This is a genomic window from Sporocytophaga myxococcoides (genome assembly GCF_000775915.1).
Classification (GTDB): domain Bacteria; phylum Bacteroidota; class Bacteroidia; order Cytophagales; family Cytophagaceae; genus Sporocytophaga; species Sporocytophaga myxococcoides_A.
Genome location: NZ_BBLT01000014.1, coordinates 22,621 through 38,192, shown reverse-complemented (window position 1 = coordinate 38,192; position 15,572 = coordinate 22,621). Strand labels below are relative to the sequence as shown.

The following is a 15,572-nucleotide window of genomic DNA, read 5'->3' as shown; positions in this document are numbered from 1 at the left end:
TTTAAGTCATCAATACTGCTCTGTATTTATCAAATTCTTTTATGGCCATTCCAGTCCCTCTTACTACAGCGCGAAGTGGATCTTCAGCCACGTGTATCGGAAGTTTGGTTTTCATTGCCAATCTCTTATCCAATCCTCTAAGAAGTGCTCCTCCTCCTGTAAGGTGAATACCATTATCATAGATATCGGCACTAAGCTCCGGGGGAGAAATCTCAAGGGCTTTCAGCACTGCTTCCTCAATTTTTGAAACAGATTTGTCAAGTGCAAAAGCAATTTCTGAATAAGTTACTTTTATAATTTTCGGAATACCAGTCATCAGGTCTCTTCCTCTTATTTCATAATCTTCAGGAGGATTATCAAGTTCAGTAAGCGCTGAACCAACTTCGATTTTTACTCTTTCTGCAGATCTTTCACCAATAAGCAAGTTGTGCTGTCTTCTCATATAGTCGAGGATGTCTTTATTGAAGACATCACCTGCTACTCTGATAGACTGTTCGCAAACAATACCTGAAAGTGCGATCACTGCAATCTCTGTTGTCCCTCCTCCGATATCGACGATCATAGAACCTACTGGTTGTTCGATATCGATTCCAAGACCAATTGCGGCTGCGATCGGCTCATGTATCATATAAACTTCTTTTGCGCCTGCATGTTCTGCAGAGTCACGTACGGCTCTTTTTTCTACTTCTGTGATTCCTGAAGGGATACATATGACCATCCTGTGAGATGCACCGAAGAATCTTTTTCCTCCATCAATTAACTTGATAAGTCCTCTTATCATGTGCTCGGCAGCATGGAAGTCGGCGATTACGCCGTCTTTAAGAGGTCTGATGGTTTTGATGTTCTCATGAGTCTTCTCATGCATTTGCATTGCTTCCCGGCCAATTGCTCTTACCTTACCTGTAATCTTGTCAAGGGCAATTATTGATGGTTCATCAACCACAATTTTGTCCTTATAGATGATTAAGGTATTTGCTGTTCCCAGGTCAATTGCGATATCACTGGTGAAAAAATCAAATAATCCCATGCTTATTAAAAATCCTGATTTAAACTAATCCTTTTAATACTGTGAAATTTACAAATTTGTTTTTAAATCAAAAGAAATTATACTCATTTTTAGTGCTTGAAATGCCTGAATCCAGTCAGGACCATGGCTATTTCATGTGCATTGCAATAGTCTATTGACTCTTGATCTTTAATTGACCCTCCCGGTTGTATTACTGCTTTGATACCAGCTTTATCAGCTATTTCAACGCAGTCAGGGAAAGGGAAGAATGCGTCGGATGCCATTACTGCTCCTTCAAGGGAGAATCCAAAACTTTTGGCTTTTTCAATCGCTTGTCTGAGTGCATCTACTCTTGAGGTCTGACCTACTCCGCTTGAAATCATCTGTCCGTCTACTGCCAATACGATTGCATTGGATTTGGTATGCTTACAGATTTTGTTGGCAAACAACAAAGCTCTTTTTTCTTTGTCGGATGGAAAACGATTGGTTACAGGTTTTAGTTCTTCCTCTGTTTCCTTTTTTAAATCTTTTTCCTGTTCTATAACTCCGTTAAGAAGTGTTTTAAACTGTCTTGAAGGGAGTGTAACGGATTTTCTCCTTAATAAGATTCGATTTTTTTTCGAAGTAAGTAATTCAAGTGCATCTTTTTCAAAATCCGGAGCAATTAATACTTCGAAGAAAAGCTTGTTTAGCTCTTCAGCTGTTGCAATGTCAATTTTAGATCCGGTGATGATTACACCTCCAAAAGCAGAAACAGGATCAGCCGCTAATGCTTTCAGATAAGCTTCTTTGGGAGAGCTTGCTGTAGCTATGCCACAGGCATTATTGTGTTTAAGAATTGCAAAGGTAGTTGTCCCTTCAAATTCATCTATTAATCCAACAGCTGCATCAACATCAAGGAGGTTGTTATAAGATAATTCCTTGCCGTTTAGTTTCTCAAACATATCATCAAGTTTACCATAGAATACACCTGCCTGATGAGGGTTTTCTCCATAACGAAGCACCTGAAAGTCTCTTACACTTTGCTTAAAGTGTTTTATTTCTTCTCCGCTAAAGAAATAATTAAATATTGCAGTGTCGTAATGGGAGGAAATATCAAATGCTCTTCCTGCGAAAAGTCTTCTTTCATTAAGATCTGTTTCTCCTTTTCTTTCAATAAGAATATTTTCGAGCATAGGATATTGATCTTTTGAAGCTACAATCACAACATCCTTAAAGTTTTTAGCAGCTCCTCTGATTAGAGAGATTCCTCCTATGTCAATTTTTTCGATGATATCTTCGTCAGAAGCACCGGATGCAACTGTTTCTTCAAATGGGTATAAATCTACTATTACAAGATCGAGGCTTGGTATGTCATATTGAGCAACTTCTTTCTGGTCTTGTTCAAAATCTCTTCTGAAAAGAATTCCACCAAAAATTTTAGGGTGAAGTGTTTTAACCCTTCCTCCAAGAATTGACGGATAAGTAGTTAGTTCTTCTACCGGAGTAACTTTTATTCCCAGGTCTTCAATGAATTTTTGAGTGCCTCCAGTGGAATAGATTTTAACGCCCTGTTTGTCAAGAAGTTTAACTATTCTGTCAAGTCCGTCTTTATAATAAACTGATATAAGGGCAGATTTAATTTTTCTTGGATTCATTATTTACTTTTTAAAATTTCAGGAAATAGGATTATATGTTTTTGAACAAATAAGCGCATCGATCACTTTAGGAAAGTGTTCGTGTTCAAGTGCTTGTATTTTTTTTGCAAGAGTTTCGGCAGTATCTTCATCAGTTAGAAAGCATTTTGCCTGAAATACGATTGTTCCTTTGTCGTATTCTTTATTTACCATATGGATGCTTATGCCGCTTTCTTTTTCCTTAGCCTTTACAACAGCTTCATGAACATACATGCCATACATTCCTTTTCCTCCATAGGATGGAAGTAATGCGGGATGAATATTTACAATTGAATTGGGAAATGCTTCAATCAGATTTTCAGGAACTAGCCATAAAAAACCAGCTAAAATAATCCAATTTACGCCTAACTCTTTGAGTTCATTTACTATTATTGGTGATTGAGAAAATTGTGCTTTGTCAAATACGCGCGTAGGTACTCCAAGCAATTTTGCACGCTCCAGGGCGTATGCATTTTTATTATTAGAGAGCAGTAATACTACTTCTGCACTTTTATGCTCCTGAAAATACTCAATAATTTTTTGTGCATTTGAACCTGAACCGGAACAAAATATTGCAATTTTAACGGGCAAGGGATTTTTGATTTTAAGGATGCAAATATATAATAAGATTAGACAAAAAGCATACTCAGTACTCCGGTAAGCATTATTACCTTGCAAAAAGTGCTTAATTTCTTAAAATCTGTTATAGTATCTGCCCTCGAAAGGTAAATCAGGAAGATAAAAAATGGAAGAATAACAAAAATGAGATTATATGTAATAAAGTATATATTATAAGGATTCTCTCTCATCAGCCAAAAGTATCCTATGATAAGAGAGACAATGAAAATTATTCCGATGATGAATAGGAATGATTTGGTTTTTCGGATTCCCCAAATTATCGGCAATGTTTTACAGCCAAAATTTGCATCACCTTTAACATCTTCCATGTCTTTTACAATTTCCCGAATCAGGGATATAAAGAAGGCAAAGACTGCATAAACGAGAACCGAGATGTAGCGCTCTTTAGCAAATATTCCAACAAGCATTATTGATAGTCCGGTAAGGAAGGATATAGCTAAATTTCCGGAAAGTGGTTGTCTTTTTAATTGGTTTGAGTAAAGCCATAGCAGGAAACTGCAAAAGGCAATAATAACCCCTAGCCTCAATCCCATCATCAATCCGGCAATAATACCGGTGCCATTGAGAATAAAATGGAAGATCATTGCTGTCCTCCTTTTGAATATTCGTCCGATTACAACTCTTCCAGGTTTATTAATGATGTCAATTTTGATATCATAATAGTCGTTGATAATGTATCCGGCTGCTGCTATGGAAACTGTAGCTAATGTGAGTAATAGGAAAGAGAAGTTAAATGGTTTAGTACCATGAAAAACTTTAATAAGGAAAAAATAGACAAACAGCTGAGAAAAAAACAAAATCAGAAGATTATTAAACCGGATGAGTTTAACAAACCCCTTGAAGTAAGTTTTTAAATGCAGTTTTACCGGTCTTGGCATATTTTAATTTTTTACCATTGATCTATCAGCCATTTGCCCTGAGCTTTCATTACTTTTTCGATGACATCTCTTACTGCCCCGCGTCCTCCATTATAAGGAGAAATATATTTGCAGACGTTTTTTATATCATCTACGGCATCATTGGGGCAGGTTGGCATTCCAACCAATTTAAGCATTTTAAGATCAGGAAGATCGTCCCCCATGTATAAAATTGAACTTTTGTCCAGATGTTTATCGTGCAGGTATTCATTGTATACTGCAAGTTTGTCTTTTACCCCCATGAAAACATCTTTTATCCCTAGAAATTTTAATCTTTTGGAAACTCCTTCTTCAAACCCTCCTGTTATAATAATGATGTTATATCCGCTCTGCAGAGCTTTTTCAATGGCATATCCATCTTTAATATAAAAATTTCTAACATGTTCTCCGGTTGAGAAAGCCTGTATACTTCCATCAGTAAGAACCCCATCTACATCAAAAAGAAAAGTGTTGATTTTTGAAAAATCAGAATGTTGGCTATTCATGAAAATTAAGATTGTGAATGAACTTTAATTATATTCTCTGTAATGTCTTTATAAATTTTCTTAAAATCTTCTTTATTGTCAAGAATTTTTAAATGGTCCCTTATAGTTGAAATATCTTTCCGTACAGCAGGGCCCGTTTGCGCTTTAATAGGATCTATTTCAAACGCTTTTTTCAGTGTTTCAGAAAGCAGAGGTTGCAGTATGGTAAAGTCTATATCATTCTCGTCCAGCATAGATTTAGCCATATAAAGCAGGTGATTTGCAAAATTTGCTGAAAAAACTGCAGAAAGGTGGACGAGCTTTCTTTTTTCTTCAGAAGCCTGAAATGCTTTTGTGGAAATACTCTTCCCTAAAGCTAAAATATGCTTGGAAGTTTCTTCATCAGAGCCTTCTGTGAGAATCGGAATTTCTTCCCAGGAAACCTTTTTCCGTTTTGTAAAGGTCTGCAGTGGATATAGGCTTCCAAAATGTTCGAAACAGGATAAAATTGATATAGATTTGGTACCAGAAGTATGAAGCAAAATTCCATTTGGAGGAAGGCTTATCTGAGCGGATACTTCTTCTATAGCATCGTCGTTAACTGCAATAATAAAAATTGCAGACTTGCTTTGGGTAAAATTCAGACTTGAAACGCAGGCAGCATTGTATAACATACTACACAGGTTTTTTGCTGAATTGGGATTTCGTGAATATACTTCATTCACAAAATGCCCGGCATTTTCAAGAGCAGGGGCCAGATGACTGGCCAGATTGCCCGAACCGATCATAGTTATTTTATAGCCCATGCTCGCAGATTTAAAAATTATTCAGTGTTTTTGTCTCTCATTTTAGCAAACTCCTGATATCTTCTGATCATAGCAAGCAGAAGACCCGCCACCAGCACAAGAGTTCCGATCCAAAGAATATTAATAAATGGTTTTTCAATTGCTTTCAGAATGATATAATCTTTCTGGGTGGTATTTACAGCAAATGTAAACTCTTCCTTTGCCGGGTCAATATTTAGGAAGCTGATTTTGATTCCAAGATCTTCGTTGACATCAGGAATTTGTCCTGCCAATCCTTCTTTTACTTTAATTATGTATATCGGATGTATGCTGTGATTCTTCTCCCTATCAAGTACGTGGAAATGAGCCATTACTGCAGCGTCTTCCTGAGTCAACGGCATTCCCGGAACGTATTTAACTCTTTCAACTTCATTAAGGATCGTTACATAGTCGTTGATAAATACAGTGTCTCCTGGTTTAATGGTATACTCTTCAGTAGGCGACCATTCTTTTTCTTCGTCAGGAGAAGGGATGGAAGACACGTGAGCATATAGGTCCTTATCATAAAAATGTTCAATGCCTGGTGATGCAAGAAGGCCCATAGTAGGATTAACCTGAGCTCTGGGGTAAAGAGTAAATGTATCACCGTTAGCTTTAGCTATTAAAACTTCATAATAAGTGTTTTCAGGATAGATTTCGATTGTATCTCCTTTGTTAAAATATTTTTCCCCTTTATGTTCTATTGCCTTTTTGGCCAGAGCCTTGTATTGGTCATCAAGAAGAATCAGGTGTTCTTTTTTGATGTAACCGGGAAAACCTTTGGCTTCAAGCCTTGGTCCAATGAATTTCAGCTTGTAGTCATTCATTTCTTTCCACTCATTTCTCCAGAGAAGAATATTGTCTCTGTTAAAATCATCGCCTGCTTCCTTAGAATAAATTAATCCTGTGGTGTTAAGGGAAATGATTTTAGAATATCCTGATGAAAATAGAATTCCGAAGAGCATCAGAGCTACGCCTATATGAGCAATAGCTCCACCAGTCAGTTTGTAGTTGTTTTTAACTATTTTGAAAAAGATGCTGATATTGCTGATTACTGAAAATAATGCAGTAGTAAAGAGTAAAATATAAGTCGGAGTGATGTCGATTTTATTCAGCATCGTCAGACAAATTAGTGCACTGGAAATCAGTAAAGTTAAGATCGCAGGGATGCTCATTTCTTCCCATAGCTTTTTGCTATCCATTTTTTTCCACCAGAAAAACTGACCGATAGCGGAAAGTAATGCAATCAGTATTCCTGCCCAGATTTGAAATTTTGTGTAATGTTCAATCTGATCGGCAGGAGGGGCAATGTTGGATTCAATTCCGACCCAGCCAAGGAATTTATTGTAAACAGGAATTGAAGTAGTATAAAGAACCTGAAATGCTGCAAGACAGAATACTACTACTCCGATAAATATCCAGAATTCTCGGGAGTAAACAGATACTTCTTCATTTTCTTCTCCTCCAAGTTTTTTCCAGCGGACACTGATGAATATTACAGCTATAATTATAAGTGCAAAAAGGAAAAGTAAAAGTTGCCCCGAGAGCCCAAGATCAGTAAATGAATGTACGGAAGAATCTCCAAGGACCCCGCTTCTTGTAAGGAAAGTAGAGTAAAGGATTAATAGAAACTGTGCAGTGATGAGTATTACAGATGCTTGAAGAGATTTATTGCTGTTTTTGAAAATAAGCATTGTATGAATTCCTGCAACAAGAATCAGCCAAGGTACATATACAGCATTTTCTACGGGGTCCCAGTTCCAGTAGCCCCCAAAGTTCAGGGTTTCATATGCCCAGTAAGCTCCCATCAAAATTCCGATACCCAAGCTAGATGCAGCGAATAGAGCCCAAGGGAAAGCAGGTCTGATCCATTCTTTATACCTGCCTTGCCATAATCCGGCCATACAATAAGCAAAAGGAACAAGGGTTGCGGCAAAGCCAAGGAAAAGAGTAGGAGGGTGAATCACCATCCAATAATTTTGTAAAAGAGGATTTAAGCCAGTGCCATCCTCAGGAATGAAGTTAGGATTATTTTGATATACAGGAATATCTCCCATATAATCTTTCAATAAGATAAATGGAGAACTACCAATTTTAAAATCTAGTCCTGGAATTACAATCCCCAGAATCATCGAACAAAGGAAAAGCTGAACAAGACAGAAAATTGCCATGACAGGCGCTTCCCAGGTTTTATTAACTTTAATAAGAATTAAACCAAGAAGTACATTCCAGAAAGTCCAGAGCAGAAAACTACCTTCTTGGCCTTCCCAGAAGCATGAGATCATATATTCGGAAGGAAGATTGTTGGAAGAATGGCTCCAGGCATAGTGGTATTCGTAGTAATGCTGACTTATTATGGTAAATAAAGCTGCAACTACACCAAATACTGCCAGTGAGTGGATGAAAAAGATGCCTCTGGCAAATCTGATCCAGGAATCTTTTTTGGCTAGATCAACTGATACTGTGGATTTTCCGAAAGAGATGGTAGCAAGTATGGAAAATATAAATGAAATGATGACACAAAGATGGCCTATGTCCCCCAGATATTCGCGCATGAATTCGATAGTTTAATTAGTTAGCCTTCAGTTCTTTTTCTTCGTATTTAGAAGGGCATTTCATAAGGATTTTATCTGCTTTGAAGATTTTCTCCTGACTGCTGCCTATTACCACAATTTGTTCAGCTCTTTCAAAATCCTGTGGTCTAGGGTTAAGGTATACTACTTCCTGTTCCTGGTTATTCTGATCAATAAGTTTGAATGCAAAATAATTAGGGTCCATTTCCGGCTTGTAGTAAAAATCTGTTAATTGTCCATTGGCGTCTTTTTTAACTTTGCCAACTACGTGCACCTTGCTTTTATTCCCGTCTGCTGCCATTTGGGCTGCATCTTTAAATGTTACGTAAGCACTTGTATCCCCGGATGTTGAAACTATAACACCGATGCAAATAGCGATAACAATAAGGCCTATTATGTGAGTCTTTTTCATGTTATTTTTGATGCTCGATTTCGTCTTCCAGTTTAGTTAGTTTTCTGTCTAGTGCTACCAGGTATACAATGATACCTGTAAGAATTAGCACAAAAGTTCCCACTACAACATATATTTTACCTTCTTTTCTGAATGTATCTGCCATTTCCACATTTTCAGAGGAAGTTGTACTTTGCGCCAGAATCGGAGTGCCAAAATTCAATAAGAACAATAAGACGAATAAAAAAAACAATTTTTTCATAGATTAATTCCCCCACTTAATTAGGTGTTCGATATTTTTAAAGCGTATTCTTAAAGTTGTGATCCACCAGCCTAAAAGGGAAAAGCCAATGATGGCTGGGTAGAATACCAATCTCATTTTGCTGTCCAGGTCATAAGCATTAAAGCCAGGATTTCCGCCATTTCCAGGGTGAAGAGAGCTCGTCAGTCTTGGCAGTACAAAAATCAGAGCGAGAAATGCAGGATAAGCAAGGATGTTGTAAATGGCACTGATTTTAGCTTTTTCTACAGGATCGGAAAAAGAACCTCTTAATATAAAATATGCAAGGTAAATAAGAATGCCGATAGCAGACGCATTTTGTTTCGGATCGCCGCTCCAAGGTTCACCCCAGGTGAATTTTGCCCAAAGCATACCAGTTACAATCCCTAGTATTCCGAATATGATACCTGTATTGGCTGATTCTACAGCGGTTTTATCATGTTTCCAGTTTTCGTTGGAAAGATATAATATGGCATTTACCACAGAAACCCCGAGCATAATGATCATAGCAAACCACATTGGCACATGGAAATACAAGTTTCTTATAGATTCATTAAGAATGGGAAGTCTTGGTACGGGAAATAAAAAACCTGCAATCAGTGTGTAGAACAGGAGAATGATTGTAAGTATTTTCCACCAGTTGAGTGGACCTTTTCTTGAATTTGTTGTCATGAGGCCGAAATCTACGAAATTACCTTTTTCAGCTTCGCCAAAGGTAAGGAAATAGTAAATATGTTACAGTTATTATAATTACATTTATAGAAAGCACAATTGCAATTTCATCAATACTTAACGATCGATCCAGTCCGTCCATTGCGGCTTTCGAAATTTTGATGATAAGAAGTAATAAAGGCAAAATCACAGGAAAGCCAAGAATGGCCATAAGCGTGGCATTATTTCCGGCTTTTGCTGCAATAGCGCTGATCATTGTGAGTGAAGAGGCAAATGATATCGAGGCCAGTAATATGTTGAGTATAAACAACATATTGTCTTCAACCCTATTCTCCATGACCAAAGTGTAAAATCCGAAAGCAATAATTCCCAGAAAAATCATCAGAATACCATTGTAAATGATTTTTGATATGATAAAAGCCTGAGGATTTGCTATGGTATAATAATAAATAAACCGCTGTTGCCGTTCCTGAAAAAAGCTTTTAGATACAGCATTTATGGAAATGAAAAGCATTATGATCCAGAATATTGCATTCCAGGTTGAAGGAGAAAGTTGCGATGTTCTGACTCCAATGCTGAGGTAGCATATAAAAATAGCTCCGCCTACATACAGCAAGATTCCTCCGAAGGCGTATTTTTGTCTCCATTCGAGGGTAAGATCTTTTTTTATCAGGGCTAATATCTGGGCAAGCATTTCAGGTGCAAAGATGGGGAAAACCCATTGATCAAAAAAGTAAATTTATCTAGTTTAAATACCTATTTAAAGGAAAATCCGGCAGCTAAACGTATATTTGTGATATAGAACTTTTGAAACAATGAAAAAAAATCTTTTAACTCTTGGTTTGTTATTTTTTGTGTTGGTTACCTCTTTTGCTCAAAAGGCTGACCCTAAAAATGTTGTAAAAATAGGCTTTCCAGTAGTATTTGTTGGCAGTTTAAATTTGGCATATGAAAGAGCAATAAATGAGAAGGTTTCAATTCAGATTGGAGGCGGCTATCGTCATATTGTAGATGATTATGGTTTTACATGGTCGGACCCTGATAATTCAAGAGCCGACGATTCAAAAATATTTTCGGGATATACGCTTGTTCCTGAAATAAAATATTATTTAACAAACACAACTTGGTCAGCTCCCAAAGGATTTTACATTTCTGCATTTGGAAGATATGGGAAGTATGATGTTAATTTCAAAGATAATACTACTACTACCAATGATTATAATGCAAAATATAGCTACACAGAATCTGGTGGAGGTGTTTTAGGTGGTTTTCAGTTTATTGTGGCAAAGGTTTTTGTGATGGATTTTTATATTGGGCCACAGTTTAAAGTCAGGACCGTGCAGCCTATTGTTTGGGAAGATCCAAGAATCGCCAGAACTAATCCTAAAAATGCAGCTTCTTATATTGGAGTTGAAAAGGATGGTCAGAGACCAGGAGTCAGGCTAGGATTTAATATTGGTATTGCATTTTAAAATAATGTATATAAATAAATCATAAAAAAGCCTTCCGATTTGTTCTGGAAGGCTTTTTTATGATTTATCTAAATTGGAATGGCAGATCTAGTAGGTATCTACTTTTTTTTGAATAGCTTACTATATGCGGTGCTTGTCTGATAGGTAAGTGTTGAATCATTGTCAAACGTGTAGTTCCAGGCCGGCATATTTCTGTTTTCTATTATGATTGTTTTAAGGCTGTCCTTTTTTCGATAGCCATTCATGTTGAAATTCAAAACGTTCTTTTTTTTATTCACGTAGTAAGTGCCAAAGATGCTGTCAACCAGAATTGTATCACTTCCCATTCCGCTTCTAAGGTAGAGGGAATAAAATGTCTTATCCTCGCTAAAAGCATAGGAAGTGTTAAAGTCAGTCCATTTTCCAATAAGTCGTGGGTCCGAAAAGTTTTCGTCTTTTTTACAGGCAAAAAGTATGGGTAGGGCCAGAGCGAAAATGTATAACTTACGTTTCATGCTATAAATTTAGCTAAAATTTAAATCCCAGAGAGGGAGCAAGATAAATTGAGTAAAAAGTCTTGTTTGCTACATCTGTATTAGCCTGGACTCCTAAGACCAAGCATCCTATCAAATGTTCCGGAATTATAACCGTCTGGAATCCAATTCCCAGCCCACCTCCTAAAGGTTTGGGCTTTTCAATGGGTATACTGCTATTTACATTTTGAAGTTTTCTCCAGTGATTGTGAAGGGTATAGGGACGAGTATTGCCATCAAAATAAATGAGGTTGCCATACGTTAAACTGCCCTGAATGAATATTCCTTCAGGAGCCATTGCTAATGGGTAAAACCGGAAAAGACCTTCGGCAAGGTAACCGTCTTTCAGAAAACTTTCTTCTTTTACCTTAATATTATTTTTACCGCTTCCGGTATTTCCGAGTTTTGCGAAAAGATTTATACCCAGTGAGAATTTGCTGCTAAGAGGATATTCAAATTCAATCGATGCGGTGTTCCAGAAAAATGCTGGAGAAAGCTTGATGTTTAAACCTTTAGAAGAGTTCTCTTCTGTTGCAGCGTGCTTAAAGAAATGATAATGAAAGGGCCTTTTTTCAAAATCTGATGAAAATGAGGATAAAGGGAGCAAAAGTGCAAAAAGGTAAAAAATCCTTTTCATTTAATTCTTCTGAAGATATAATATTCTAATATAAAGTTATGAATAATAGTTGGATTTAACTGATATCGGTAGTGCATTTTAACTATAAGTAATAGTTCTTTGTAAAAGAAATACTTATTAGAAGGGCTTAAAAATGTCCAGTAGAAGTCTACGGCGAGGGTACAAATATAGTTGTATGTTAAAAATGCCAGAAATGAAAAAGGCAGGCTCGTTTAGAGTCTGCCTTTTTTTGTATTTTATTTATTGTTTAGCCGATTACAGCTTCGGCAAGTACAATGACTTTATTGTTAAGTACTTCCACTATTCCACCATCAATTACTAGGTTTTTTACCTGGTTATGGCCTTCGGAAATTTTAACATTTCCTTTGTCCAGTGTGCTGATGATTGCTGCGTGGTTATTGAGTACTTCAAATGGTCCTTCAGTTCCGGGAAGGTTCACTGCGACAACTTCGCCGCTGAATACCTTTTCATCAGGAGTTATGATTTCTAGAAACATCATTCTAATGTTTTATAGTGAAATTTTAATGAGGATTTAGAAAGAAAAGAGGAATGCCGTTAGATCAGCATTCCTGATTCCTCATTAATTATTTTGCTTCTGCAAGAAGTTTCTCTCCTTTAGCAACTGCCTGTTCTATGCTACCAACAAGGTTGAATGCAGATTCAGGAAGGTGATCATATTTACCATCCATAATTTCATTAAATCCTTTGATAGTATCTTTAATATCTACAAGGACACCTTTAAGACCAGTAAATTGCTCCGCAACGTGGAATGGCTGAGACAAGAATCTTTGCACCCTTCTAGCTCTGTGAACCACTTGTTTATCTTCGTCAGAAAGCTCGTCCATACCAAGGATGGCGATAATATCCTGAAGTTCTTTGTATCTCTGAAGTATTTCTTTTACCCTTTGAGCACAGTTATAGTGAGCATCACCAAGAATGTCTCTTGTAAGAATTCTTGAAGTAGAATCAAGAGGGTCAACTGCAGGGTAAATTCCAAGCTCGGAAATTTTTCTTGACAATACGGTAGTAGCGTCAAGGTGAGCGAAGGTTGTTGCCGGAGCAGGGTCAGTCAAGTCATCTGCAGGAACGTAAACCGCCTGTACAGATGTGATAGATCCTCTTTTGGTAGAAGTAATTCTTTCCTGCATTGCACCCATTTCTGTTGCAAGCGTTGGCTGATAACCCACAGCTGATGGCATACGGCCAAGAAGAGCGGATACCTCAGAACCTGCCTGAGTGAAACGGAAGATGTTGTCGATGAAGAAAAGGATGTCTTTACCTTGTCCTTGTCCATCGCCATCACGGAAATATTCAGCTACAGTAAGACCTGACAGAGCAACTCTTGCACGTGCTCCAGGAGGCTCGTTCATCTGACCGAAAACGAATGTAGCTTTAGAATCTTTTAGTTTTTCAGTGCTAACAGCAGCAAGATCCCATCCACCATGTTCCATGCTATGCTTAAATTCGTCACCATAGTTAACGATACCAGCTTCAATCATCTCACGAAGAAGGTCATTCCCTTCTCTTGTTCTCTCTCCAACACCAGCAAACACTGAAAGACCAGAATAAGCTTTAGCTATATTATTGATAAGCTCCTGGATCAAAACGGTTTTACCTACTCCAGCACCACCAAACAAACCGATTTTACCTCCTTTGGCATATGGCTCGATAAGGTCAATTACTTTAATACCGGTAAATAAAACTTCAGTAGATGTAGAAAGATCTTCAAATTTAGGAGCATGTCTGTGAATTGGAAGGGTTCTGTCTCCTTTTGGCTGAGGGATACCATCGATAGCTTCACCAACTACGTTGAAAAGTCTTCCTTTTATGTCTTCACCAACAGGCATTTGGATAGGAGCACCTTTGTCTATAACTTCCATTCCTCTCTGTAAGCCGTCTGTACTCTCCATAGAGATGGTTCTTACCCTGTCTTCTCCCAGGTGCTGCTGACATTCAAGTACAACTACCTGGCCATTCAGTTTTTTAACTTCAAGGGCATCCAATATCTTTGGAAGTTTTGTATTAGGCCCCTCAAAGCTCACATCTACCACAGGTCCAATTACCTGTGTTATTTTACCGATATTTGCCATTATAATTTAAGCTGTTAAAGTAAAGTATGGTTAAATTTGCGAGTGCAAAACTACTGGTTTATTTAATCATTCCAAAATGAGCATTATTTTATTTATCCATAACATCAGTAGTTCTTTCGAATTTTATAGATAACTGTAGTTATAGTGTTCTTTTTCCAGTTATTAGAAGTATTGATGGACAGGAAATGTTTAATATTTAAGAAATATTTGTAAATCAGGAGTTAAGTATGATTCTGAATGTAGTTCCTTTCCCTAATTCTGAAAAAAGTACAAATATTTTCCCGTTATGGTAATTTTCTACAATCCTTTTCACAAGGGTTAACCCAAGGCCCCACCCTCGTTTTTTAGTAGTATATCCAGGTTTAAAAATTTCCTGAGCTTTTGATCTTGGAATACCTTTTCCGGTATCTGAAATATCAATGGCGATTTTTCCATCATTCATTCTTAATATTCTGATGTCGATCCTGCCGATTCCATTCATTGCATCGGTAGCATTTTTACAAATATTCTCAATAACCCATTCAAATAGCGGTTTATTGATTTTTGCTGTCGCAGATACTTCTACATCTGAAATGATAGAGAATGTGACTTTACTTGAAATTCTGGATTTGAGATAGTCAATATTTAATTTTACCGCCTGATACACATTTTCATCGGACAAAGTAGGGACGGAGCCTATATTGGAAAATCTTGCAGTAATCATTTCCAGGCGAACTATATCTTTATCCAGCTCTATAAGAGCTTCTTCACCCTCATATTTGGGGTTGCTTTTTAATAACTCCAGCCATGCCATCAAGCTGGATAAAGGTGTGCCAAGCTGATGAGCAGTTTCCTTAGCTAAGCCTACCCAAACTCGGTTTTGTTCTGCGTTCCTGGAATAGCTAAATGCCAAATAGGCAATTATTGCAAATATTGCAATTACTGTAAGTTGAATGAATGGATAATAAACTAATTGAGTTAATAGATAGGAGTTTTTGTAGAATATGTAATTTTTAAGTCCAGGGCCGAATTCTACAACAATTGGCTCATGTTCCTTTTCCATTTCCGAAATTTCTTTCTTCATGAAATCGATTCTTTCAGCTTCCGAAAGGCCATCTGGAATAAATAAATTTTTCTCACTAATAGGTAATTTATTTTCATCCGTCAGAATTACAGGAACGGAATTATTAGCTTCAATGATTTCCTGAAAGAGAAAGGTTAATCCTCCGCTATTCTCCGGACTTATGGCCGTTTTAAGTCCCTTGGCATAAAGATCAATCAATTTTTTCTCCCTTTCTGCCAGTTTGTTAACCAAACTCTGGGTGTAATAAATTGATACTGTGCCAATTACTACGGCAATGATTAATATAATCAGTTTGAATTTTGATCTGTTCTGATATATGTCAAGTGTTCTTAACTGAGTAAATTCCATTTTTCAAAAATACTTTTTTCCTAAAAGAA

General features: G+C 37.1%; 17 protein-coding genes. 1 reads left to right on the top strand and 16 read right to left on the bottom strand.

Annotation, left to right across the window (positions count from 1 at the left end; genetic code table 11):
• Position 1: 1 nt before the first annotated feature.
• The 11 genes from MYP_RS23290 to MYP_RS23240 all read right to left on the bottom strand — a co-directional run bounded on the left by MYP_RS23290 (position 2) and on the right by MYP_RS23240 (position 10,115).
• Positions 2–1,027, bottom strand: coding sequence for a rod shape-determining protein (locus MYP_RS23290; protein WP_028979898.1), 1,026 nt, complete (start codon positions 1,025–1,027; stop codon positions 2–4).
• Positions 1,028–1,116: 89 nt separating this feature from the next.
• Positions 1,117–2,643 (bottom strand): bifunctional phosphoribosylaminoimidazolecarboxamide formyltransferase/IMP cyclohydrolase, encoded by a 1,527-nt coding sequence (gene purH / locus MYP_RS23285; RefSeq protein ID WP_045469276.1) that lies wholly within the window; start codon positions 2,641–2,643, stop codon positions 1,117–1,119.
• Positions 2,644–2,661: 18 nt separating this feature from the next.
• A complete protein-coding gene (gene purN, locus MYP_RS23280; RefSeq protein ID WP_045469273.1) occupies positions 2,662–3,252 on the bottom strand; it encodes a phosphoribosylglycinamide formyltransferase in 591 nt (196 codons plus the stop codon).
• Positions 3,253–3,290: 38 nt separating this feature from the next.
• The gene (locus tag MYP_RS23275) at positions 3,291–4,178 is read right to left on the bottom strand and encodes a geranylgeranylglycerol-phosphate geranylgeranyltransferase (protein WP_045469270.1); all 888 of its coding nucleotides are present in this window, start codon (positions 4,176–4,178) and stop codon (positions 3,291–3,293) included.
• Between the two features lie 11 nt (positions 4,179–4,189).
• Positions 4,190–4,702 (bottom strand): KdsC family phosphatase, encoded by a 513-nt coding sequence (locus MYP_RS23270; protein WP_045469267.1) that lies wholly within the window; start codon positions 4,700–4,702, stop codon positions 4,190–4,192.
• 5 nt (positions 4,703–4,707) lie between these two features.
• Positions 4,708–5,487, bottom strand: a complete 780-nt coding sequence (locus MYP_RS23265) for a Rossmann-like and DUF2520 domain-containing protein (RefSeq protein WP_045469264.1) — start codon at positions 5,485–5,487, stop codon at positions 4,708–4,710.
• A 17-nt stretch (positions 5,488–5,504) separates the two neighbouring features.
• On the bottom strand, positions 5,505–8,060 hold the full coding sequence (gene ccsA, locus MYP_RS23260) for a cytochrome c biogenesis protein CcsA (RefSeq protein WP_045469261.1): 2,556 nt from the start codon (positions 8,058–8,060) through the stop codon (positions 5,505–5,507).
• Between the two features lie 16 nt (positions 8,061–8,076).
• Positions 8,077–8,490 (bottom strand): cytochrome c maturation protein CcmE domain-containing protein, encoded by a 414-nt coding sequence (locus MYP_RS23255; RefSeq protein ID WP_045469258.1) that lies wholly within the window; start codon positions 8,488–8,490, stop codon positions 8,077–8,079.
• A 1-nt stretch (position 8,491) separates the two neighbouring features.
• Positions 8,492–8,731 carry a CcmD family protein gene (locus MYP_RS23250; RefSeq protein WP_045469255.1) on the bottom strand — a complete coding sequence of 80 codons (240 nt, stop codon included), beginning with the start codon at positions 8,729–8,731 and terminating at the stop codon, positions 8,492–8,494.
• A 3-nt stretch (positions 8,732–8,734) separates the two neighbouring features.
• Entirely contained in the window at positions 8,735–9,421 is a 687-nt protein-coding gene (ccsA, locus tag MYP_RS23245) for a cytochrome c biogenesis protein CcsA (RefSeq protein WP_045469252.1), read from the bottom strand.
• A gap of 28 nt (positions 9,422–9,449) precedes the next feature.
• On the bottom strand, positions 9,450–10,115 hold the full coding sequence (locus MYP_RS23240) for a heme exporter protein CcmB (protein WP_045469249.1): 666 nt from the start codon (positions 10,113–10,115) through the stop codon (positions 9,450–9,452).
• Positions 10,116–10,236: 121 nt separating this feature from the next.
• On the opposite strand from MYP_RS23240, the gene MYP_RS23235 reads away from it, so the two are divergent.
• Positions 10,237–10,893, top strand: a complete 657-nt coding sequence (locus MYP_RS23235; RefSeq protein ID WP_045469246.1) for a DUF3575 domain-containing protein — start codon at positions 10,237–10,239, stop codon at positions 10,891–10,893.
• 98 nt (positions 10,894–10,991) lie between these two features.
• Here MYP_RS23235 and MYP_RS23230 read toward each other — a convergent pair whose 3' ends face one another.
• From MYP_RS23230 to MYP_RS23210, 5 genes are all read right to left on the bottom strand, one after another.
• On the bottom strand, positions 10,992–11,387 hold the full coding sequence (locus tag MYP_RS23230; protein WP_045469243.1) for a hypothetical protein: 396 nt from the start codon (positions 11,385–11,387) through the stop codon (positions 10,992–10,994).
• A 13-nt stretch (positions 11,388–11,400) separates the two neighbouring features.
• A complete protein-coding gene (locus MYP_RS23225) occupies positions 11,401–12,042 on the bottom strand; it encodes a hypothetical protein (RefSeq protein WP_045469240.1) in 642 nt (213 codons plus the stop codon).
• 247 nt (positions 12,043–12,289) lie between these two features.
• Complete coding sequence (gene atpC, locus MYP_RS23220; protein ID WP_045469237.1) at positions 12,290–12,538, bottom strand: ATP synthase F1 subunit epsilon; 249 nt, start codon at positions 12,536–12,538, stop codon at positions 12,290–12,292.
• 88 nt (positions 12,539–12,626) lie between these two features.
• Positions 12,627–14,132 (bottom strand): F0F1 ATP synthase subunit beta, encoded by a 1,506-nt coding sequence (gene atpD, locus MYP_RS23215; protein WP_045469234.1) that lies wholly within the window; start codon positions 14,130–14,132, stop codon positions 12,627–12,629.
• 214 nt (positions 14,133–14,346) lie between these two features.
• The gene (locus tag MYP_RS23210) at positions 14,347–15,543 is read right to left on the bottom strand and encodes a sensor histidine kinase (RefSeq protein WP_045469231.1); all 1,197 of its coding nucleotides are present in this window, start codon (positions 15,541–15,543) and stop codon (positions 14,347–14,349) included.
• Between the last annotated feature and the right edge of the window lie 29 nt (positions 15,544–15,572).